This window comes from Syntrophales bacterium (genome assembly GCA_023229765.1).
GTDB lineage: Bacteria > Desulfobacterota > Syntrophia > Syntrophales > UBA5619 > DYTH01.
In genome coordinates this window covers 54,458-77,529 of sequence record JALNYO010000003.1, presented here as the reverse complement: position 1 = coordinate 77,529, position 23,072 = coordinate 54,458, and the positions used below count along the sequence as shown (strand labels likewise).

The following is a 23,072-nucleotide window of genomic DNA, read 5'->3' as shown; positions in this document are numbered from 1 at the left end:
ATGACAATCAAGACCAACCTTCAACGCGCCCTTTTTTTGCTGCTCGTCTTATCAATGCTGTTTGTTACAGCGCCCGCCTTTGCCGCCAACGACAAAAGCGTCATCCGCCTCGGCAAAGACATCACGATCGAAAAAGGGGAGAAGGTCAGGCGGGTTATAGTAATCATGGGTCAGATCACCGTAAACGGCACGGTTGACGACAGCGTCCTGGCAATTGGCGGTTCGGTCGTACTCACAAAAACGGCTGTCGTAAAAGGAGATGTCGCCTCCGTCGGCGGTGTGATAGTAGTGGCAAAAGATGCCGAAATCGGCGGCAATCTGACGGAGATTAACTCCACAAACATCTACGAAACATTAATAAATTCAATAAACAGCCAATGGGATGGCTGGTCCTGGGTGTTCGCGCTCATTTCGCTTTCGATGCTGACTGTCATCCTGTGCATGGCGCTGCTGACGGCCGCGCTCTTGCCAAAACAGGTAATAATGGTTTCGGAGGCAATCAGCGAAAACACCCTCAAGGTCATCCTGACCGGAGTCCTTGCCCTGATTGCGATCGCCCCGCTGGCGCTGCTCCTGACCATCTCGGTCATCGGCATCGCGCTGATTCCGCTGGAGGTGATCCTGGTCGTACTGACGGCCTTGCTCGGCTTCATTGCCGTAAGCCGTCTCATCGGCGCCTGGGCGCTGCGCCTCGCCGGAAAGGGAGACGCGGGCGTTGTCCGGCAGACATTCTGGGGCCTTGTGATTATCTGGATTATCGGCTGGGTCCCCTATTTGGGCTGGATGATAAAGGCGATCTCAATCGTGATCGGGCTGGGGGCGGCATTGATAACCCGCTTTGGCACCCATCAGGGCTGGAAGGGCTTGCCCCAAAACTAAAAAAAGCGCCCCGCGTAAAGAGGGGCGATAACTTTATCAATGACTTAATTGAAAGGAGATTTCTTATGACAACAACTTTAAAGAAGGAGGAAGCGGCACGTCTTCCCCTGGGGATTGCACTGCTCAGGGATCCATTGCTGAACAAGGGAACATCCTTCACCGCAGTAGAACGCGAAACTTTCGGGCTGCGAGGGCTGCTGCCGCCGAAGATTTTCACCCAGCAGGAGAGGGTTGACCAAGTGCTTGACCATCTCAGGAAGAAACCTAATGATCTGGAAAAATACCTGTATATTTCCGACCTTCGGGACCGTAACGAGCAACTGTTCTACCAAACCCTCATCAATCATGTCGAAGAAATTGCCCCCCTCGTTTACACGCCGACCGTGGGTCTTGCCTGCCAGGAATTCAGCAATATTTTTAGTTCCCCCCGTGGCATATACCTTACAAAATACGACCGCGGCCAGATTAAGAAGGTCCTTCAGAACTGGCGTCGCGCTGTGCAGGTAATAGTCGTAACCGACGGCGAGCGCATCCTCGGCCTCGGCGATCTTGGGGCGAACGGCATGGGAATCCCGATCGGCAAATTGTCGCTTTACGCGGGGTACGCCGGCATAGATCCCGGCGGCTGCCTGCCGATTACCATCGACGTCGGAACAAACAACAAGGAACTCCTGCAATCGCCAAACTATATCGGGCTTCAGGAACCCCGCCTGCGGGGAGAAGCCTATGACGAGTTGATCGATGAATTCATGGCGGCCGCGCACGAGGTTTTTCCGGACGCTTTAATCCAGATGGAAGATTTCGGAAACGTTAACGCCTTTCGCCTGCTGCAAAAATACCGCGACCAATACCCCTTTTTCAACGACGACATTCAGGGAACGGCTTCCGTTGCGCTGGCCGGCATTCTCTCTTCCCTGCGGATAACTGGGGGAAAATTAAAGGAACAGCGCCTGCTTTTCCTCGGCGCGGGAGAAGCGGGAATCGGCATGGGCAGCCTTATTGCTTCGGCAATGGCCTTGGAAGGAATGTCCGAGGAGGAAGCCCGGCGCAACTGCTGGTTTGTCGATTCCCACGGACTGGTCGTCAAGAGCCGCCATGATTTGGCCGAGCACAAGCTTCTGTTCGCGCATGACTATCCTTTCCAGCCGGATCTGCTGTCGGCTATCGAGTCGCTCCGGCCGACGGCGATCATTGGCGCCTCCGCTCAAGCAGGCGCTTTCACGGAGGAAATTCTGCGCCTCATGGCAAAAATCAATGAAAGACCGATTATCTTCGCGCTTTCCAACCCCACATCCAAGTCGGAATGCACCGCCGAGACGGCCTATCGTTGCACGGACAAACGCGCCGTTTTCGCAAGCGGAAGTCCCTTTCCACCTGTCGTGATCGACGGCCAGACATTTGTCTCGGGACAGTCCAATAACGCCTACATTTTCCCCGGAGCGGGCCTCGGCATCGTCGCCTCGCGGGCCACCTCCGTCACCGACGAGATGTTTGCCGCGGCAGCGCGATCGCTTACCGACCAGGTCACGCAGGCTGACCTGGACATGGGACGCATCTTTCCCTCTCTGGCGCTTATCCGCGAGGTCTCGTTCAATATCGCGGTTGCCGTCGCGAAAATCGTCTTTGCCCGCGGCCTGACGGAAATGAAGGAACCGGATGACCTGGGCGGCTTCATCAGGGCCTCGATGTACGATCCGACCTATCGGCAGTACGCATAGAAGGGGGACAGGCAAATCGCATGAGCAAACTGTTCGGCACCGACGGCATTCGGGGGGTGGCAAACAAAGCGCCGATGACGGCGGAGATGGCGCTGAATATTGGCCGCGCTGTCGCCCATCTGCTTGACAGGGAAGGACATGCGCCCCGCATTGTCATCGGCAGGGACACCCGCATTTCCGGGGACATGCTGGAAAATGCGATTGTCGCCGGGCTCTGCTCTATGGGCGCGGATGCAATAGTCGCCGGGATTCTTCCCACCCCGGGGGTGGCTTTTCTTGCCGGCAGTCTCCGCGCCGATGCGGGAATCGTCATTTCTGCATCCCATAACCCCTACGAAGACAATGGGATAAAGATTTTCGGCAATGGCGGGTTCAAGCTTCCCGACGAAACGGAGGCGGCGATCGAGGAGCTGGTATCCGCCGAAAGAATCCCTGCCCTCGCCCCCTCCCCCGCCAAACTTGGCAGGGTCTCCCGAATGGACGATGCGCCCGTCCGCTATACGGCCTTTCTGAAACAATCCTTTCCCCGCGAACATTCGCTCGCAGGGATGAAGCTAGTTCTGGACTGTGCAAACGGGGCCGCTTATCGCGTTGCGCCTGACGCCTTTTCCGAACTGGGCGCCGCAACGATAACCCTGTTCAACACGCCGGACGGCAGAAACATCAACCTCCACTGCGGCTCCCAGCACCCGGAAAAACTGGCGAAAAAGGTAGTGGAAAGCGGCGCCGACGCCGGGTTTGCCTTCGACGGCGACGGCGATCGCGTGATCGCGGTGGACGAAAAAGGCAATGTTCTCACCGGGGACCGCATGCTCGCGATCTGCGCCAAGGTCATGAAAAATGAGGGAAAATTGACCAATAATACCGTCGTCCGGACGGTGATGAGCAATACCGGCCTGCGGATCGCCTTGGAATCTTTGGGGATAGACTCCGTCATCACCGGGGTCGGCGATCGGCTCGTTATCGAGGCGATGAAAGCGAGGGGGGCAGCGCTGGGGGGAGAGGATTCCGGCCATCTGATCTTTCTCGAACACCACACAACCGGCGACGGGATTATCACCGCCCTGCAGGTGGCGGCGGCGATGAAAAAGGCAGGCCAGCCCCTCTCCAAACTTGCTGAAATAATGAATGTATTTCCCCAGGTTCTCGTCAATGTGCATGTAAAATCCAGGCCGGAACTCGCAGCAATCCCGGCGATCGCCGCCGCGATCCGCAAGGCGGAGGCGCGTCTAAGGGATCAGGGCCGCGTGCTTGTCCGCTACTCCGGCACGCAGCATATCTGCCGGATCATGGCGGAGGGGCCAACTCAGGAAGAAACCGAGCAGATCTGCCGCACGCTCGCCGCCGTGATTGACAAAAGCCTGAACGTTTGACTCCAGAACCCCTCCGGAGTACATTTCTAATTAGAAAAAGTAGTTTCATCTTTCCCCATTGCCCACAGTATTTTATTGCCATCGGGCATCTCTTATACATGGAAATATCAGGAAAGCGATAAGCAAAGGGTGAAATTGTCAAAGATTAATATGGACTGATAAAATTAGCGTAAGGAACCAGCCATGAATGAAGCACTGAACGCACAACAGCGACACTGGGACGAGACATTTTCTGAGACAGCCGACATGTTCGGGGCTAAGGCCAGTGAACCGGCACGGAATGCAGCAGAGTTGTTAAAAAAAGAAGGGAAAAAAAGAATCCTCGAATTAGGCGGAGGCCAAGGCAGAGATACCCTCTTCTTCGCCGGAAATGGTTTTCAAGTGGATGTCCTCGATTATTCCGAGGCTGGCGTAAATTCCATCATGGAGAAAGCCGCTCAGTCAGGCTTATCCGCGCTCGTTGCCGCCCAAAGCCACGATGTCCGCAAACCGCTCCCCTTTGCCGACAAGACATTCGATGCCTGCTACTCGCACATGCTTTATTGCATGGCGCTTACAACCTCCGAACTCGAAGCTTTATCTCGCGAAGTGCTGCGAGTGCTGCGCCCGAATGGGCTTCATGTCTATACGGTGCGCAACACGAACGATTTTCATTATGGCAAAGGCATTAACCGGGGCGAGGATCTGTACGAAGTTGGGGGTTTCGTAGTCCATTTCTTCAGTATGCAGAAAGTTGAGCAATTGGCGAAGGGCTATGAACTGCTCAGCGTTGATGAATTCGAGGAAGGAACCCTTCCCCGCAAGCTTTTCCGCGTAACGCTCAGAAAGGGGTAACGTTCTATTTGTTTTTTGCCCGCCCATCTGATATTGAAAACGCGTTTTTGGATGAACGCAACAAGACGAAAAACGGGGTTTGAACATGCTCAACCGCATCGAGATTGGTTTTAAAAACGGGATCCGGGACGCCCTCGGCGAGAAGATAAAAAAGAGAATTATCAGCCACCTGAGGATAGACGTCGCCTCGGTGCGGACGTTCGAGATCTACACGCTTGACGGCGAGCTGGACCGGGAAGAACTCGAAAAATCGGCGGGCGGCCCCCTGTCTGATCCTGTAGTCCAGAATTACGCGATCAACGGCTCAGCAGCAGCCGGTTGCGACTGGTTTATCGAGGTCGGCTTCCGTCCCGGCGTCACCGACAATGTCGGAAAAACCGCCGGCGAGGCGATTGCCGTTCTCACCGGCAAAAAAGTGCGCGTCTATACGTCGCGTCTGTACGCAATCAGTGGAGTTCCTCTGTCCGCTCTTTCCCAAAACGACGCCGCCAGGATTGCCTCGGAACTCCTCGCCAACGACCTCATTCAGCGTTACGATATCTACCCCGGGACGGCCGGGGAACCAGACGCCCGGATAAAACCTTATATCCCGCAGGTAATGGGAAGCGACCTCCCCCGGACAAGGGAAATAGATCTGAACATTTCCGACAGCGAATTGGTGAAGATCAGTCAGGAAAGACTCTTGGCGCTCTCTCTTGAAGAGATGAAAATCATCCAGCGCCATCTGCAAGATGAGACCTTTGTCGCCCGCAGGGAGGAATTGGGGCTCTCCGGGAAAATAACCGACGCGGAGCTGGAGTGTCTGGCGCAGACCTGGTCCGAGCACTGCAAGCACAAGATATTCAACGCCAAAATTATCTATGATGACGGAAACGGCATGCCCCGGGAGATAAATTCCCTTTTCAACACCTGCATCAAGGGCTCGACCAACGAGATCAGAAAACGGATGGGCGCGGGCGACTGGTGCCTCTCCGTCTTTTCCGACAACGCCGGGATCATCCGCTTCAATGACGACTGGAACCTCGTCTTCAAGGTGGAAACCCACAACTCCCCCTCCGCCCTCGATCCTTACGGCGGGGCGCTCACCGGCATCGTCGGGGTAAATCGCGATCCGTTCGGCGCCGGCCGGGGGGCAAAGCTGATCTTCAATACCGACGTCTTCTGTTTCGCCCCGCCCGAATACGAAAAAACCCTGCCGGCCCGGATCCTTCACCCGCGCCGGATATTCGAGGGGGTGCGCGAAGGCGTCGAACACGGCGGCAATAAAAGCGGCATCCCGACCGTCAACGGCTGCATCGTTTTCGACGAGCGCTACCTCGGGAAACCACTGGTTTACTGCGGCACGGGAGGAATCATGCCGGCCCGTATCCAGGGGGAATTGAGTCATCTGAAGACAATACTGCCCGGCGACATCATCGTGATGACCGGAGGCCGCATCGGCAAGGACGGCATCCACGGGGCAACATTCTCCTCCGAGGAACTGCACGAGGGCTCTCCGGTGACGGCGGTGCAGATCGGCGACCCGATAACCCAGAAGAAGATGACGGATTTTCTGCTTATCGCCAGGGATCGGGACCTCTACCGGGCAATCACCGACAACGGCGCGGGCGGACTTTCCTCCTCCGTCGGGGAAACGGCGGGAATCTCCGGCGGCTGCGAGCTTGATCTTGCCCAGGCGCCGCTCAAGTACCCGGGGCTCGCCCCGTGGGAGATTCTGATCTCCGAATCCCAGGAACGGATGACGCTTGCCGTGTCGCCTGAAACAATTGATGAATTTCTCTCTCTCGCTCGTAAAATGGACGTCGAGGCCACCCCGCTTGGGCGCTACACCGATTCGGGCTGGTTCCATGTCCGTTATGGCGAAAAGACCGTCGCCCTCCTCGAGCTCCCCTTTCTTCACGACGGACTTCCGCAGATGAACCTCCGGGCCTCCTGGAAGGCGCCGCAGCATCCGGAGCCGGATTTCCCGCTCCCGGAGAATTTGGGCGCGGAACTGAGAAAAATGCTGTCGCGACTGAACATCTGCTCGAAGGAGTCGGTTGTCCGCCAGTACGACCATGAGGTGCAGGGGGGAAGCGTGGTCAAGCCGCTGACCGGCGTCTGCAACGACGGCCCCAGCGATGCCGCGATAATCCGGCCCCTGCTGGACTCCTTTGAGGGGATTGTCGTCGCCAACGGCATCTGCCCCCGCTACAGCGATATCGACGCCTACGCCATGGCGGCGGCGGCCATCGACGAGGCGGTCAGAAATGCCGTCGCAACCGGCGCCTCGCTCGACATGCTGGCCGGGCTGGACAACTTCTGCTGGTGCGACCCGGTGCAGACCGAAAAGAATCCCGACGGGGATTACAAACTCGCCCAGCTCATCCGGGCCAACGAGGCGCTCTACGACCTGACGACGGCCTACGGCGTCCCCTGCATCTCGGGCAAGGACAGCATGAAAAACGACTATCAGATCGGGGATGTGCGCATCTCTGTCCCGCCGACGCTCCTTTTCTCGACGCTGGGGAAGATCGCAGACATCCGCCAGGCTGTGACGATGGATGTCAAAAAACCGGGCGATCTTGTCTATGTTCTGGGGGAAACCTATCAGGAGCTGGGCGGATCGGAATGGTACGCCCAAAACGGGGCAATCGGCAACAGCGTTCCGCAGGTAAGGCCAAAAACGGCAAAATTGCTTTACCAGAGGCTGAGCATGGCCATCCGGGAAGGACTGGTCGCCTCCTGCCACGACTGCTCGGACGGCGGTCTCGGCGTGGCGCTCGCCGAATCGGCTTTCGCGGGAGGCTTGGGTCTTGACCTCGATCTGGCAAAGATTCCCGCGGAGGGAATCAGCCGCGACGATGAACTCCTTTTTTCAGAATCCCAGAGCCGCTTCGTCACGACAATCCATCCGGAGCAGCAGGAGGCCTTCGATGCAATTTTGGGGGATTCCGTCTTCGCCCTGATCGGAAAGGTTGCCGGGCAGGAACTGTTGACGATCAAGGGGCTGGCCGGAAACGCCATCATGGAGGAAAAACTCTCCGTTCTGAAGGAGGCCTGGCAACAGCCGCTCGCCTCTTAACGGCCAGCTCTGCACAATTCATCCGCCAACCGGAAAAGACAGGCAGTTTGGCGTTTATAAATGACTTATTTACCCGAAAGGAAATTATAAAAATATGCCCCGGCGAATAAAGGCTATCGTTATTACCGGCAATGGAACCAATTGCGAGATGGAAACGGCCCATGCCTGCCGGCTTGCCGGCTTCGACACGGTTGAGATCGTCCATATCAGCGACCTTCTGACCGGCGCCAAACGGCTCGACGATTATCATTTTCTGAATTTGCCCGGCGGCTTTCTGGACGGCGACGACCTCGGTTCCGCCAAGGCCGGCGCCAACCGGATTCTCCACGCCCGGGTATCCGGAAGCGGCGAGCGGCTGTATGATCAACTCCAGCGTTTCATAGAAGCGGGAAAACTGATTCTGGGAATCTGCAACGGCTTTCAACTCCTCGTCAAGCTGGGAGTTCTGCCCGGTCTGGACGGCGACTACGAGCGGCAAACAGCAACGCTTACCTTCAACGATTCCGGCCGCTTCGAGGATCGCTGGGTTTACCTGCGAGGCAATGCGGCCTCGCCTTGCATCTTTACCCGCGGCATCTCCGGCATCTACCTGCCGGTCCGCCACGGGGAAGGCAAGTTTATAACTGACAACGAAACAACCCTGAAAGAAATCAAAAGGAAAAATCTGATCGCCCTGCAGTACAGCGATCAGACCTGCCGGGAAGCGGCAAGGGACTATCCGGCGAATCCGAACGGCTCAATAGACGCAATTGCCGGAATCTGCAATGAAACGGGCCGCATCTTCGGCCTTATGCCCCACCCGGAGGCCTATCTGCACCGGACGAACCACCCCCGCTGGACGAGAGAGGAACTGCCCGAAGAGGGCATGGGGCTTTTGCTGTTCCGCAACGCCGCCTCCTTTCTCCGCAGCGAGGAATTTGCATGATTTTTATTGACACATAAAGGCGAGGTGAAAAAATGGCCAACAATATAAAACTTCTGGGAATCTATGGGAGCCCCCGCAAGGGAGGCAATACCGACGCCCTGCTTGCTGAGGCGCTCAAGGGGGCTAAAGCGGCGGGGGCAAGGGTCGAATCGCTGCGGGTCAGCGACTTTAAAATCACCCCGTGCCGGGGTTGCCACGACTGCTCCCGGGAGGGAATCTGCAAGATCAACGACGACATGCAGGAAATCTATCCGCGCCTGCTCGATGCGGATATCGTCATTCTCGCATCACCGATATACTTTTACGGGGTAACCGGCTGGACCAAGGCGCTGATCGATCGTTCACAGGCGCTCTGGGAGCGGAAATACACGCTCCAGGATCCGGCGCTCGGGGAGCAGGCGCAAAGGAAAAAAGGGTTCTTCATCTCCGTCGGGGGAACAAAGGGGCAGAAACTCTTTGAGGGCGCCTCCTTGACGGTAAAATACTTCTTCGACGCCTTCAACGCCTCCTACACCGGCGATCTCCTTTTTCGGAAAGTTGACGCAAACGGCGACATCCACAAGTACCCGGAGGCCCTTCCCCAGGCTTTCGCCGCCGGCCAAAAACTGGTTGCCGATTTAGCCTCGGAGAAATGATAATCATCCAATGAGAAAATTTAACCTGAAGATACTGCTGCTGCTTTCATTGGGACACCTGGTAACCGACATCTACCAGGGGGCGCTGCCGGCCATACTGCCTTTTTTAAAGGAAAACCTGTCTCTTTCCTACACAATGACCGGCGTGATCCTGATGGCGGCGAATTTTACATCTTCGTTTATTCAGCCCCTCTTTGGATATTTTTCCGATATAAAAGAGAAACCGTTTCTTCTGCCCGCCGGCTGTCTCTGCGCCGGCCTCGGTTTCTCTTTATTATCATTTCCATCAATTTACTGGATAGTGTTAGTGCTGGTGGGCCTAAGCGGTCTCGGCGTCGCTTCGTTCCATCCGGAGGGGTACAAGACCGCGGCCGGTTTCACCGGAGAAAAACCGGTCATGGGCATGGCCATCTTCTCGGTGGGAGGAAATCTCGGCTTTGCCCTGGGGCCCATAATCGCCGTTTTTATCATTAAGTACAGCGGTTTTTCGTCATTGCCGGTCATTATCATCCCTTCCCTGCTGGTCACCGGGATCATCCTGTTTTGTTGGAGAGAAATAACTGCCGGCCAAACCGCCCGAAAAGCCGTAAAGGATGCCTCCTACAAGATATCGCGCGCGACTTACATGTCGGTGATTCTGCTGATCGGCATCGTAATGATGCGCTCCTGGATTCAAATGGGCCTGATGACCTACATCCCCTTTTATTACATAAATTATCTCAAGGGTGATCCCCTTTACGCAAGCGCCCTGGTGTCTGTCTTTCTGCTGGGCGGGGTTCTGGGAACGTTAGGCGGCGCGCCTGTCGCTGACCGGCTGGGGCACAAACGCTACTTAACCTTTGCCATGCTTCTGACAGCGCTGGTGCTGCCGCTGATTTTCATTGCCCACGGCACGGCGTTATTCTTAGTGCTGGGAGTGCTGGGCATGATCTTGGTTTCCACCTTCACCGTCACCATCGTCATGGTGCAGCGCCTGCTTCCCCATAACCTCGGCATCGCCTCCGGGCTGATGGTCGGCTTCGCCATCGGGGCAGGCGGCATTTGCGTAACGCTGCTGGGGGTGCTGGCCGATCATTTCGGCGTGCCGTTCGCCCTGAAGTCGATAGCCGTTCTTCCCTTCCTTGGTCTCACCCTGAGCCTGCTTCTGCGTTACCCGGAACAAGCCGCGCCAGGGGCATCTGCCCCGGCCGATAATTAAGGTCCTGTCCACAAATAACCTGAACATCTTGCATCTCATCTTTGGGCCATCTTTGGCTGTGGCTCAATCACAAAATCCTCAACGTAGCGCTGCTACGTCTGCGGTTTTGTTCAATCGCCGCAACCAAATCCAACCCAAATCTGAGCGCAATCTTGCCCAGGTTATTTGTGGACAGGCCCTAAGCATGCCTTCCCGCTAATTCCTCAGCACCCTTGTGAATATGCAAATATGGCTCAGCGGCGTCTATGGATTTTACGCAAACCCGATTTCGTCCCGTCCGCTTGGCTTCGTAAAGCGCATTGTCCGCGGCCTCCAGCAGTGCCTGCGGGTTTGCATCATATTCCGGGATGAGACTGGCGACCCCCAGACTCAATGTGACGTATTTATGGACAGGGGAAGCGGCATGGTCAATTCCAAGCCCCTGAACCCTCATGCGAATGGACTCCGCAACGAAAACGGCGCCTTCAGCATTCGTACCCGGCAGCAGCACGACGAACTCCTCACCGCCGTAACGGGCGGCCAGATCGGAAGGACGTTTGGCGCAGTAGTCGATCACATGGGAAACGGAGCTCAGACAAACGTCGCCCAACGGATGGCCGTAATGGTCATTGTATAGTTTGAAGTGATCGACATCACACATGATTATGGAAAGAGGCAATTTTGCCCTTGCCATCCGCAGCCACTCCTGTTTCAAACATTCGTCGAACCTGCGGCGATTGGCAATCTGCGTCAAACCATCAATGATGGCAAGACGATTCAATTCCTGATTGGCCTTTTGCAGGTCCCCGGCAATGGTCTTTCTCTCGGTGATATCCTTGAAGCTCTCCACCATGCCCAGTAACGCTCCGTCAAGACCCCGGTAGCGCGAGGCGGTCATGATAAAAGAGCTAACATTATCAGAGGATTTCCGGTCTATATCGCACTCGATCTGCTGCTCGCCCTGCAGAATCCGCTTCATCGAACAGTTATCCTTTTGACACAGGGAACCCTGGAACAGGTCAAAACACTTCCGGCCGACCGTATCGCCCCGGCTCTTGCCCAACAGAGTGGAAAGCACATTATTGATCTTGACCACGTTAAATTGATCGTCCACAATCCACATCCCGTCGGTAGCCGCGTTAAATATCTGGTTCAGTTCAACGCGGGCGAGTTCCGTCTCCATTGCCAGGGCATTGGCATGGGTAAAATATTCCTCTATCTGACGTTCCTTTTTTTCGAGTTCCTCTTCAGCCAGTTTCAACCGTTCCCTCAATTGAGCGTTTTGAACGGATTCCTCCTCCAGTTCCTTAATGTGCTGCTCAAGCTTTTCGTATTCGGCTATTCTTTCCATCAGATCGTTACCTCGCTTCGCATTAGCTACAATTAAACCGGCGCTCTCGCATAGGGTTACAGGAAGAGCGTCTTTTTACTTCAGGTTGCCCAACTGCCGATTGTCGCAACTGAAAGAATGATCACTCCGTTATTCATAAAACAATCCCTCCTGGATTTATCGCCATCCATGTGAGAAACCAATAAAAAACATTATCTCCAGCACATTTTTAACTTTATTTATTTTCGAGACCGATTGCAATCCCATAAATGGTTTTTTATCGCCTGTCAACTATGAATAAACGCGAAAACACAAAGTCGAAAAGGCGCCGTTCCTCAAAAAACAAAACGTTTGAAAACAATTTTGTGAAAAGAGGCAAGTGGTTATTGACAGCAAGGCGCAAAAAAGGATAGTTTACCCGCGGCAGAGTATCGCGTACGGATTTTTTTAAAAAAGACTGAAGCGGGGCAGAAACCTGAACGAAAAATTCATCAAGACACTGGCAACCGGTTTGGGAAGCGGGTTTGCGCCTTTTATGCCGGGGACCTTCGGAACGTTTGTCGGGATTCCACTGTATCTGGTTTTTTCGTCGCTGTCCTGGCCAATCTGGCTGATTACGACTCTGGCCTTCTGCTTTCTTGCCTGGCATGTCGCGGACGAGGCGGAGAGGCTTTTTGGACAAAAGGACGCCCAATGCATCGTAATTGACGAAATAGCCGGTCTCCAGTGGACGCTGTTTCTCGTTGCGCCGACGTTATCCCATATAGCCATAGGCTTTGTTTTGTTTAGGATTTTCGATATAACCAAGCCGTTTCCCGCGCGTTTTTTTCAGGACAAGCTCCCCGGCGGCGGCGGAATAGTGGCGGATGACCTGGCCGCGGGGGTTTATGGAAATATCGTCCTGCAGCTTCTGATTTATTGGTTCAAATTATAAGAGAGGCGATTGATGAAGGTCGGCATACTGACAATCGGCAACGAATTGACGAGCGGCAAGATACAGGACACAAACTCCGCGATGATCGCCCGGGCGATGCAGCTCCAGGGCTGGGTCCTGGTGCGGATGATGTCCGTCGGAGACGATAACGACGCGATTCATGACGCGCTTTCCTACATGCTTTCCCATGTCGAGGCGCTGGTCGTAACCGGCGGCCTGGGACCGACCTCCGACGACATTACCACCGCCGCCATCGCCAGCTCCTTCGGCCTGGAATTGCACACCGATGAAGCCGTTCTTGCCTATGTCCGGAGCATTTTTGAAAACCGGGGGCTGCGCTGGACCGAAAACAACGCCAAACAGGCGGTCTTCCCGGCGGGGGCAAGGATCATCGCCAACCCCTCCGGAACCGCGGCCGGCTTCGCCCTTTACCGGGCAGGAAAGATCATCGCCGTTATTCCCGGCGTCCCCCACGAAGCCAAAAAAATGCTCTTCGAGGGGGTAATCCCCCTTTTCCGGGAGACCTTTCCCGCTTCCTCGCTCCATGTAAAAACAAGCATCTTCCGGCTCTCCGGGATTGGCGAATCGGCAGTCGATGAAGCGATCGCCGGCGATAATCTGGCCGGAGCAGGAATCAGCGTGGGATTCTATCCCAATTTCCCCGAAAACCAACTGGTGCTGACGGTGCGGGAAAAATCGGCAGAAGCGGCGTCGGAAAAACTCGCGGCCGCATGCAAAACGGTTGAAATGAGGCTGGGGAATTACATCTTCGCGCGGGGCGAGGAGTCGCTTGCCGGAAACATTGCGAAGATATTGACAGAAAGAAAACTTACGCTCTCCACGGCGGAATCATGCACCGGGGGACTGATCGCGAACCGGCTGACGGACATCCCCGGCAGCTCCGCGTTTTTCGAGCGCGGCGCAGTTTCCTACAGTAATGAGTCCAAAGTCGCCCTGCTGGGTATCCCGGAGGGGGTGATCAGCGCCCACGGCGCGGTAAGCGAGGAAACGGCGCGGCTGATGGCCGAGGGAATCCGCCGGTCAGCGGGAACCGATCTGGGGCTGTCCGTGACGGGAATCGCCGGTCCCGACGGCGGCACAGTGGAAAAGCCCGTCGGCACAACCTTTATCGCCCTGGCAACCGGCGACCAGACCTTTTGCCGTCATTACGCCTTCCGCTGGGACAGAAGGCGCAACCGAACAATCGCCTCCGAATCCGCCCTGTTGATGCTCTGGCGATATCTGACGGGGGAGCTGCGCGATGCGGGATAATGGGGCATTTCGCCTCTTTCTGGCAATCGCTCCGCCGGACGGGCTCAACCGGGAAATCGCGAGGCTTCAAGGACGTTTGCAAAGGATCGTCACCGGGAATATCCGGTGGGTAAAGCCGGAAGGCCTGCACCTCACGCTGAAATTCTTCGGGGATGTCTCCGCAATGGAGGTTGAGCAGATATCCGCGGCATGCGGGCAGGCGGCGGCCGCGGACGCTCCCTTCACTCTTTCGCTCCGCGGGCTGGGGACGTTCCCCTCGGCGAAACGTCCCCGAGTTGTCTATCTGGAAATGGAGGGTGATACAAAGCGGCTGACAGTGTTTCAAGCCAAACTGGAAAAGAAGCTTTCTGAAATGAGCTTCCCCAGGGAGGAGCGCCCGTTTTTGCCGCACCTGACCCTGGCCCGGATAAAGACCTTGTCGGAACCGGACAGTCTTCTCAGGGAGTTATCGGCAAGCAGCGCTTACGAGGCGAGACAGTTTACCGCCTCCGAACTCTGCCTATTTAAAAGCGACCTTACCCCCGGCGGGGCGATTTACACAAAACTTGCCGCCTACCCGTTTGCCGGGAACGCGGGGGAATAACGAAGTAATAACTGAAGCGTTTGATATCATTGATAAAGGGAAAAAAGGAGGCGTCTATGGCAGCAGATACGGAACGGGCACGGGCGGTTGATCTGGCGATCTCGCAGATTGAAAAGCAGTTTGGCAAGGGTGCGATTATGCGGTTGGGGGGAAACGAGGTGATCTCCGATATTCCCGCCATCCCGACGGGCTCGATCAGCCTCGATATCGCCCTCGGCACGGGCGGCGTCCCCCGTGGCAGGATCATCGAGATCTTCGGCCCCGAGTCCGGCGGGAAGACAACCCTCTCGCTGCACATCATCGCCGAGGCGCAGAAGCTGGGCGGACTTGCGGCGTTCATTGACGCCGAGCACGCCCTCGACGTCGTCTATGCGCGCAAGATTGGCGTCAACACCGACGATCTTCTGATCTCCCAGCCCGACACCGGGGAACAGGCGCTGGAAATCTGCGAGACCCTCGTGCGCAGCGGGGCGCTCGATATTCTGGTTGTCGATTCGGTCGCCGCGCTGGTTCCCAAGGCGGAAATCGAAGGGGAAATGGGCGACGCCCAGATGGGCCTTCAGGCGCGGCTGATGTCGCAGGCGCTGAGAAAATTGACCGGCAGCATCAGCAAGTCAAAAACAACTGTGATCTTCATCAACCAGCTCCGGATGAAGATCGGCGTTTTCTTCGGCAACCCGGAAACGACGACCGGCGGGAACGCGCTCAAATTCTACTCCACGATGCGCCTTGACATCCGCAAGGTAACCGCGCTCAAATCCGGGCAGGATGTCATCGGCTTCCGCACCCGCGTCAAGGTGGTGAAAAACAAGGTTGCCCCGCCGTTTCGGGAAACGGAATTTGATATCATTTTCGGGGAGGGAATCTCGAAAGAGGGAGACTTGATTGATCTGGCAAGCGACAAGGGAATCATCGAAAAAAGCGGCGCCTGGTACTCCTACAACGGTGACAGACTCGGCCAGGGAAGGGATAACACCCGCACCTTCCTGAAGGAAAACACAGACACGATGAAGAAAATCGAAACCGAATTATTAGAGAAGCTCGGCATCGGACATAAAAAAGCGGACGTCGTGGAAAGCGCCAAATAAGGATGGACGAAGAGCGCGACTTCGCAAAGGCCAAAGAAAAGGCCTTCCGACTGTTGGGAATCCGGGCTCACAGCGAAAGGGAACTGCGCCTGAAACTGAAGTCGGGGAATTTCGCCCCGGCCGTTCTCGAGGACGTAATCGTTAGATGCCGGGAGCTTGGATATATCAACGATGGGGAGTTCGCCCGGCAGCGGGCAAGGGCGCTGGCGACAAACCGACTGGCCGGAAATCGCAGGATAGCCTTCGACCTGCAGGAAAAGGGGGTCGCCGCTGATCTCCGGGCAGCGGCAATCGCTGCGGTTGACGAAGAGATGGACGAAGCGGAACGAATCAGGCGCTTACTGGGGAAACGCCTTCCGGGACAGACGTCCGGAAGGACAGAAGAAAAGGAAAAGGCACGATTAATCAGGAACTTGATGGGCAAGGGGTTTCCCCTGGAGCTTATCCTGCGCACAATCAACGAACAGGAGGAAGAAGCGGTTCATGACGATGACGGGCAGTGAAATACGGGACAGTTATCTGCAATTCTTTAAAAGCAAGGGACACACGATAGTCGGCAGTTCCCCGCTTGTCCCCAAGGACGATCCGACCCTCCTTTTTACAAACGCCGGGATGGTGCAGTTCAAAAACAGTTTTCTGGGGCTGGAGGAGCGGGGCTACACCCGGGCGGCCACCTCGCAGAAATGCGTGCGGGCGGGCGGAAAGCATAACGACCTGGAAAATGTCGGTGTAACAGCCCGTCATCACACATTTTTTGAAATGCTGGGGAACTTTTCGTTCGGGGATTACTTCAAAAAAGAGGCGATCGCCTGGGCGTGGGAATACCTGACCGAGGTGATCGGCCTAGACAAGGAAAGACTCTGGGTGACGGTCTATAAAGATGACGAAGAGGCGCTGCGCATCTGGCGCGACGAGATGGGGGTCCCCGAAAAGCGGATCGTCCGGATGGGGGAAAAGACCAATTTCTGGACAATGGGGGATACCGGCCCCTGCGGCCCCTGCTCCGAGATCATCTACGACCAGGGGAAGGAAACAGGGTGCGGCAGGCCCGAGTGTGACATCTACTGCGAATGCGACCGCCACCTTGAGATATGGAACCTTGTCTTCACCCAGTTTGACCGCGACCAGTCCGGGACGCTCACCCCGTTGCCGCGGCCCAATATCGACACCGGCATGGGGCTCGAACGCCTCGCCGCGGTCGCCCAGGGGGTGAAAAGCAATTACGACTCCGACCTCTTTGCCGGCATCATCCGCTTCATCTCCGAAATCAGCGGCCATGCCTACGGCAGCAATGAGGAATCCGACATCTCCCTCCGCGTCATCGCCGACCACAGCCGCTCCGTCGCCTTCCTGATCGGCGACGGGGTCATCCCCAGCAACGAGGGGCGGGGCTACGTCCTGAGACGGATTCTCCGCCGGGCGGCGCGGCACGGAAAGCTCATCGGCATGAACCGCCCGTTTTTACACGAGGTATGCGGGGCAGTTATTGACGAGATGCAGGGGGCCTACCCCGATTTGCTTGCCAAGGCATCATATATCCAGAAGGTTGTTGAAAGCGAGGAGCAGCGCTTCATCGAAACCCTCGATGCCGGACTCCGCATCCTCCAGGAGGAGACAGCCGCCCTCAAAACGGCGGGGAAAGTTATAATCCCCGGCGAGGTAGTTTTCAAACTTTACGACACCTACGGTTTTCCCGTTGACCTGACAGAAGATATCGTCCGCCGTGACAATCTCTCGCTCGACATGGAGGGTTTCGAACGGGCGATGAACCTCCAGCGAAAGAAGGCCCGCGAGTCGTGGAAGGGAAGCGGCGAAGCGGCCATTTCCGAGGTATATCGGCAACTTACGCTGGGGGGAATCGTGTCGGAGTTCTCCGGCTACGGGGGCGTGACAACGGGGCGTTCCGCAATCAGCGCCATCCTGGTCGCAGGTCAGAGGGCGGAAGAGATAGCGGAAGGAACGGAGGCGGAACTTATTGTTGCGCATACGCCTTTCTACGGTGAGGTCGGTGGGCAAATCGGCGACACGGGGCTCATCACGGGGGCAGGATTCGAATTTGCCGTGACCGACACAAAAAGGCCGCTCGACAACCTGGTCAGCCATGTCGGCAAGGTCGTCAAAGGCAAGATAAAAACCGGAGATCAGGCCGATCTTTTCGTAGATACGGGGAAAAGAAGGGATACGGAAGCCAACCACTCCGGAACCCATCTGCTCCAGGCGGCGCTGAAAGAGGTACTGGGGGAGCACGTAAAGCAGTCCGGGTCGCTCGTCAACCCGGAGCGGCTGCGCTTCGACTTCACCCATTTTTCGCGGATTTCCGAGGAAGAACTGGGCCGGGTGGAGGAGCGGGTAAACGCGATGATTCGGGCGAATGTCCCGGTGGAAACCAGGGTGCTGCCGCTTGCTGAAGCCATCAAGACCGGCGCGACAGCGGTCTTCGACGAAAAGTACGGCGACCGGGTCCGGGTTCTCCAGATGGGCGCCTTCAGCCGGGAGCTCTGCGGCGGCACGCATGTGGCCCGAACCGGAGATATCGGATTTTTCAAAATTATCCACGAATCGTCCGTTGCGGCCGGGGTGCGCCGGATTGAAGCCCTTACCGGACGGGGCGCTGCGGCTTATGCCGGGCGCCTCGAGGAGGAACTCCGCCGGTCGTCGGCGCTTTTGAAATGCAGCCCCTTCGAAACGGCGGAAAAAACTGAAAAACTCCTGCACATTCAACGTGATCTGGAAAAAGAAAGCGATGCGCTGAAGGCCAAAATAGCGGCGCAGGATTCCGGAGATCTGCTGGAAAAAGTCCGGCAGGTGAACGGAATCAACATGCTTGCGGCCGTCGTGAATGCCTCCGACGCGAAGGCGCTCCGCGATTTCGGCGACAAGCTCAGGGATCGCCTCCGCTCGGGCGTAATTCTCCTCGGCAGCCGGGTTGACGACAAGGCGATGCTGCTGTGCCTCGTCACCAAGGACCTCTCCGAACGCTACCATGCCGGAAAGATCATCGGCCAGATCGCCCCCACAGTCGGCGGCAAGGGCGGCGGCCGTCCCGACATGGCGCAGGCCGGCGGCCCCCACCCGGAATTTCTGGAACAGGCGCTGGAAAAGCTGGCCGGACTGCTGTAACGAAGCGGACAGATTGGCTTTTAAACAAACGCCCCGTTTTGTCATTTCCGCAAAAATAGTAATACGAAAGCTCCTGCAAATTTCAAAACGCCAAATGATTGCGGCAGATGGAAATTCGGGTTTGGGCAGCAATGGAGGTAAGATGTGATAAAATTTAATAATCTCAGGATGATGCAAATAGTAACTATCGGCATCGGGATTATTTTTATTCTGGGGGCTTCAGCAATTATCCTGATGGTTCAGCGCACCATGAAACAGGAATCAATGCGGGAAGCGGAGTCCAAGGCGCGGATGCTGCTTGACCGTAACTTGGCCACTCATATGTACTTTTCACAAAATTTAAAGCCCAAGCTGTTTGAATATACAGCCCCTTTTCGCTCCAAGGATTATTTTGAGCCTTCCTGGATGTCCTCAACCTATGCCAATCGGGAAATCAATAAATATTTTCAATCGCTTAATCCCTTCGGATATTACATCAAAGATGCCGTGATCGATGCAAGAAATCCCGAAAACGAGGCCAATGCCTACGAGATGGATTTTCTCGCAAAAATGAAAAAAGATAAAAAGTTCAATGCCCATTCGGATGTTCAGATAATGGCCGGTAAACCCTATCTTTTTGTTTTGAGAAGGGGAGAAATCATTGAAGGAGCCTGTCTGCGCTGTCACAGCGAACCGGGGGCTGCGCCGGCTGGCATGTTGCGGCTGTACGGCGCGGATAAGGCGTTTCACCGTAAGCTTGATGATTTAGTTAGCATTATCTCCATACGGATCCCCCTCGCCGAAGCTTATAAAGGGGCATCGAACCTCTCGCTTAAACTATCTATTATGCTCGTCACCGTTCTGGTAATTGTCCTGGCGGTTCTCTTTGTTCTGTATCGCCACTTTGTCATCGCCCCTATCGGTGTAATTAGCGCCAAGGCGCGGGAGCTGTCCAGAATGGAAGGAAGCCTCGGGGAAACCATTCCTCAACAAGGCAGCCGGGAATTAAATGAATTATGCGCTGCGTTCAATGAGATGTCTCAGAAGTTGCGAATTGCCAGGGATAGCCTGGACAAACGCGTACAGGAGCGCACCGGCGAACTTGAAACTGCCAATAATCAGCTTTCCCGGGAGATCGTCGAACACAGACTGGCCACTGAGGCGCTAACCAAAAGTGAGGATAAATTCCGCACGGCCTTCTATATCAGCCCCGATGCCGTGAATATTAACCGCCTCGAAGACGGCAAGTACGTCTCAATCAATGCTGGATTCACCAAGATCATGGGATATACGAAAGAGGATATTATCGGCAAGACCTCCATAGAATATGATATCTGGGACAATATTGACGACTGGCAAAGATTGGTCGCCGGATTGAGAAAAACCGGAGAGGTAACCAATCTTGAAGCCACTTTTCGAACGAAGGACGGTAAGCTCTGCTACGGGTTAATTTCGGCCTCTGTGCTCACTCTTGACGGGGCGCCCCATATTCTCAGCATAACCCGCGACATCACCGAGCGCAAGCAGGCGGAGGAGGAAAAGAAAATTCTGGAAGAGAAACTGCAGCATGCAGGAAAGATGGAGGCCATCGGGACGCTGGCCGGCGGCATCGCCCACGACTTCAACAACCTGCTTATGGGGATTCAGGGGTATGCTTCCCTGCTGTTGATGCACATCGATTCCTCACATCCCCATTATGAGAAGCTCAAGCGGATTGAGGAGCAGGTGGGGCGCGGTGCGGATTTAGCCAAACAGTTGCTGGGTTTTGCCCGGGGGGGAAGCTATGAGATAAAGCCTACCGATATGAACGACCTCATGGAAAAGAGCTCCTCACTGTTCGGCAGAACCAAGAAGGAAATCTCCATCTCCATGAAATACGAAGAGAATCTCTGGCCAGTCGAGGTTGATCGGGGGCAGATGGAGCAGGTGTTCCTGAATCTCTATGTGAATGCCGGGCAGGCCATGCCGGGGGGCGGGGAGCTCTATATAGAGACCGGGAATGTTTTCTTTGATGATGCCCAAGCGGTTATCTCCACGGTCACGCCGGGGAAATTTGTAAAAATAAAGATCGCCGATACCGGCATCGGGATGGATGAGAAGACCCGGGCGAGGATTTTCGAGCCCTTTTTCACAACGAAGGCCATGGGAAGGGGAACGGGACTGGGGCTGGCGATGGTCTATGGAATCATCAAGGGTCACAAGGGCGCAATCACTGTGGACAGCAAGCCCGGTCAGGGAACGACCTTCACCATCTATCTGCCCGCTTCGGAGCAGGAAGTGGCAAAGGAAAAGGCGGCAATCGAAACAATCGCCAGGGGCGCGGAGACAATCCTGCTTGTGGATGATGAACAGATGATTCTGAAGGTGAACAGGGAACTGCTGGAATTCCTGGGCTACCGGGTCTATGCGGCCGGCAGCGGCCAGGAGGCGATCGCCGTTTACATGGAAAAGCAAAAGGATATCGACCTGGTCATTCTGGACATGATCCTGCCGGGGATCTCGGGGGGAGAAACCTTCGATCGCCTGCGAGGCCTCAATTCCGCTCTCAAGGTTCTTCTGGCCAGCGGTTACAGCATTAAAGGAGAAGCCCAAACAATCATGGAGCGCGGCTGCAACGGTTTTATCCAGAAGCCCTTTCGTCTGGAAATCCTCTCCCGGAAGATCAGGGAAATGCTGGACTGAATCCGTTTTGCTCAAGCATTCTACGAAATTGTTGTAAATACAGTCTATTGGAAACGGTTTTTGCGCGGGTTATGGGGAATCTTCGCAAACAAAGGGGGAAAAGAATGGATGGCACGATAACAAATAAGGATGGGAGGGCGGCAACCCGGGAAGGCAAGTATTTGACCTTTTCGCTTGCCGGGGAGGAGTATGGGATTGGAATCCTGAAGGTCAAGGAGATCATTGGGATGATGACGATTACCACGATTCCCCGGATGCCTCCCTATGTGAAAGGGGTAATCAACCTGCGGGGAAAGGTGATCCCGGTACTCGATTTGCGGTTGAAATTCGATATGGCGGAGGCTGACCACACGGAGCGCACCTGCATAGTCGTCGTCGAGATTTCCGGCGGGGCGGGGCGTCTGCTCATCGGGATCATCGTTGATTCGGTATCGGAGGTATTGAACGTAAAGGGGGGCGATATTGAAGATACCCCCGTCTTCGGGGCGCATCTCGATACCGAATATATCCTGGGGATGGCGAAAATTGGCGGCGGGGTAAAGATCCTCCTCGATATGGACCGGGTTCTAAACAGGGAAGAGCTCAATATGATGGAAAGTGCCGCATAAAAAAAGTGACTTGCCGGCGCGAAAAGGCAATTTGAAAAACATAATTGTGAGAGGCAATTGCAAAACCATCTGTCATTCCCGCGCAGAATCGTTGCGGGAATGACAGAATGGGGAGTTTTGCAATTACCTGGTGAGATTGTCAATTAGCTCGCAAAGGATGAAAATAAAAGATGAGATCGCGTTTCAGACGAACCTGCTGGCCTTGAACGCGGCGGTGGAGACGGCCCGAGCCGGGGAGGCGGGGGCGGGCTTTGCCGTCGTTGCCGACGAAGTCCGCAATCTGGCCTTGCGGTCGGCGGAAGCGGCGAAAAGCACGGCGAATCTGATTGATGATTCGATAAAGCGGATCAAGAACGGCTCGGCGATTGTCGTGCGCACGAGCGATGCGTTTGCCAAAGTGGCCAAAAGCTCCAAAAAGGTAGGCGAGCTGATCGGCGAGATCGCTGCGGCGTCGGATGAGCAGGCGCAGGGAATCGGGCAGATCAGCAAGGCGATTGCCGGGATGGACAAGGTTGTCCAGCAGAATGCGGCCAACGCCGAGGAGTCTGCCTCCGCCTCTGAGGAGCTCAATGCCCAGGCTATGCAGATGAAGGGCTTTGTCGGCGACATAATGACCATAGTCCTGGGAAGCAATGCCGGCGGCGCCTCTGTGTCGGGAAATATCACCCCTTCGCGCCGCCCCAAAGCGGCCCTGACGGCGAAAACGGGAGGGAAGGCCAAGTCGCTTCCCGTATCCCGAAAATCGGGGAAAATGATCGCTTCCGGCGCGAAGATTGTTCGCCCCGAGCAAGTTATCCCGATGGATGGAGACGACGAATTCAAGGATTTTTAGTTCGGCTTTTCCCTCTTTTTTTGCAGGGCAAAACTTTTT

General features: G+C 55.6%; 18 protein-coding genes. 17 read left to right on the top strand and 1 reads right to left on the bottom strand.

The genetic code is table 11. From position 1 onward, the window contains the following. From M0P74_03040 to M0P74_03005, 8 genes are all read left to right on the top strand, one after another. Nucleotides 1–879, top strand: a complete 879-nt coding sequence (locus tag M0P74_03040; protein MCK9362566.1) for a hypothetical protein — start codon at nt 1–3, stop codon at nt 877–879. A gap of 65 nt (nt 880–944) precedes the next feature. Further along, on the top strand, nt 945–2,597 hold the full coding sequence (locus M0P74_03035) for an NAD-dependent malic enzyme (protein ID MCK9362565.1): 1,653 nt from the start codon (nt 945–947) through the stop codon (nt 2,595–2,597). Nucleotides 2,598–2,617: 20 nt separating this feature from the next. Next, complete coding sequence (gene glmM, locus M0P74_03030; protein ID MCK9362564.1) at nt 2,618–3,970, top strand: phosphoglucosamine mutase; 1,353 nt, start codon at nt 2,618–2,620, stop codon at nt 3,968–3,970. 183 nt (nt 3,971–4,153) lie between these two features. Next, a complete protein-coding gene (locus M0P74_03025; protein MCK9362563.1) occupies nt 4,154–4,804 on the top strand; it encodes a class I SAM-dependent methyltransferase in 651 nt (216 codons plus the stop codon). Between the two features lie 85 nt (nt 4,805–4,889). Next, nucleotides 4,890–7,868 carry an AIR synthase-related protein gene (locus M0P74_03020; GenBank protein MCK9362562.1) on the top strand — a complete coding sequence of 993 codons (2,979 nt, stop codon included), beginning with the start codon at nt 4,890–4,892 and terminating at the stop codon, nt 7,866–7,868. 94 nt (nt 7,869–7,962) lie between these two features. After that, nucleotides 7,963–8,793, top strand: a complete 831-nt coding sequence (locus M0P74_03015; GenBank protein ID MCK9362561.1) for a phosphoribosylformylglycinamidine synthase subunit PurQ — start codon at nt 7,963–7,965, stop codon at nt 8,791–8,793. 32 nt (nt 8,794–8,825) lie between these two features. After that, nucleotides 8,826–9,428 (top strand): flavodoxin family protein, encoded by a 603-nt coding sequence (locus tag M0P74_03010; protein MCK9362560.1) that lies wholly within the window; start codon nt 8,826–8,828, stop codon nt 9,426–9,428. A gap of 10 nt (nt 9,429–9,438) precedes the next feature. Continuing rightward, on the top strand, nt 9,439–10,626 hold the full coding sequence (locus tag M0P74_03005) for an MFS transporter (protein MCK9362559.1): 1,188 nt from the start codon (nt 9,439–9,441) through the stop codon (nt 10,624–10,626). A 178-nt stretch (nt 10,627–10,804) separates the two neighbouring features. Here the strand turns inward: M0P74_03005 and M0P74_03000 are convergent, their stop codons facing one another. Then, a complete protein-coding gene (locus M0P74_03000; GenBank protein MCK9362558.1) occupies nt 10,805–11,956 on the bottom strand; it encodes a diguanylate cyclase in 1,152 nt (383 codons plus the stop codon). A gap of 514 nt (nt 11,957–12,470) precedes the next feature. Here M0P74_03000 and M0P74_02995 point away from each other — a divergent pair. The 9 genes from M0P74_02995 to M0P74_02955 all read left to right on the top strand — a co-directional run bounded on the left by M0P74_02995 (nt 12,471) and on the right by M0P74_02955 (nt 23,033). Next, nucleotides 12,471–12,869, top strand: coding sequence for a phosphatidylglycerophosphatase A (locus tag M0P74_02995; protein MCK9362557.1), 399 nt, complete (start codon nt 12,471–12,473; stop codon nt 12,867–12,869). A gap of 12 nt (nt 12,870–12,881) precedes the next feature. Then, nucleotides 12,882–14,141 carry a competence/damage-inducible protein A gene (locus tag M0P74_02990; protein MCK9362556.1) on the top strand — a complete coding sequence of 420 codons (1,260 nt, stop codon included), beginning with the start codon at nt 12,882–12,884 and terminating at the stop codon, nt 14,139–14,141. Then, on the top strand, nt 14,131–14,724 hold the full coding sequence (thpR, locus tag M0P74_02985) for an RNA 2',3'-cyclic phosphodiesterase (GenBank protein MCK9362555.1): 594 nt from the start codon (nt 14,131–14,133) through the stop codon (nt 14,722–14,724). The genes M0P74_02990 and thpR overlap by 11 nt, the downstream gene beginning before the upstream one ends. A 56-nt stretch (nt 14,725–14,780) precedes the next feature. Next, nucleotides 14,781–15,812 carry a recombinase RecA gene (gene recA / locus M0P74_02980; GenBank protein MCK9362554.1) on the top strand — a complete coding sequence of 344 codons (1,032 nt, stop codon included), beginning with the start codon at nt 14,781–14,783 and terminating at the stop codon, nt 15,810–15,812. 2 nt (nt 15,813–15,814) lie between these two features. Further along, a complete protein-coding gene (locus M0P74_02975; GenBank protein ID MCK9362553.1) occupies nt 15,815–16,315 on the top strand; it encodes a recombination regulator RecX in 501 nt (166 codons plus the stop codon). Continuing rightward, a complete protein-coding gene (alaS, locus tag M0P74_02970; GenBank protein ID MCK9362552.1) occupies nt 16,296–18,932 on the top strand; it encodes an alanine--tRNA ligase in 2,637 nt (878 codons plus the stop codon). The genes M0P74_02975 and alaS overlap by 20 nt, the downstream gene beginning before the upstream one ends. Nucleotides 18,933–19,076: 144 nt before the next feature. Next, nucleotides 19,077–21,593: a DUF3365 domain-containing protein gene (locus M0P74_02965; protein MCK9362551.1), complete on the top strand. Its 2,517-nt coding sequence runs from the start codon at nt 19,077–19,079 to the stop codon at nt 21,591–21,593. A 104-nt stretch (nt 21,594–21,697) separates the two neighbouring features. Further along, the gene (locus tag M0P74_02960) at nt 21,698–22,201 is read left to right on the top strand and encodes a chemotaxis protein CheW (protein ID MCK9362550.1); all 504 of its coding nucleotides are present in this window, start codon (nt 21,698–21,700) and stop codon (nt 22,199–22,201) included. Between the two features lie 157 nt (nt 22,202–22,358). Then, nucleotides 22,359–23,033 carry a methyl-accepting chemotaxis protein gene (locus M0P74_02955; protein ID MCK9362549.1) on the top strand — a complete coding sequence of 225 codons (675 nt, stop codon included), beginning with the start codon at nt 22,359–22,361 and terminating at the stop codon, nt 23,031–23,033. The last annotated feature ends 39 nt before the right edge of the window (nt 23,034–23,072 follow it).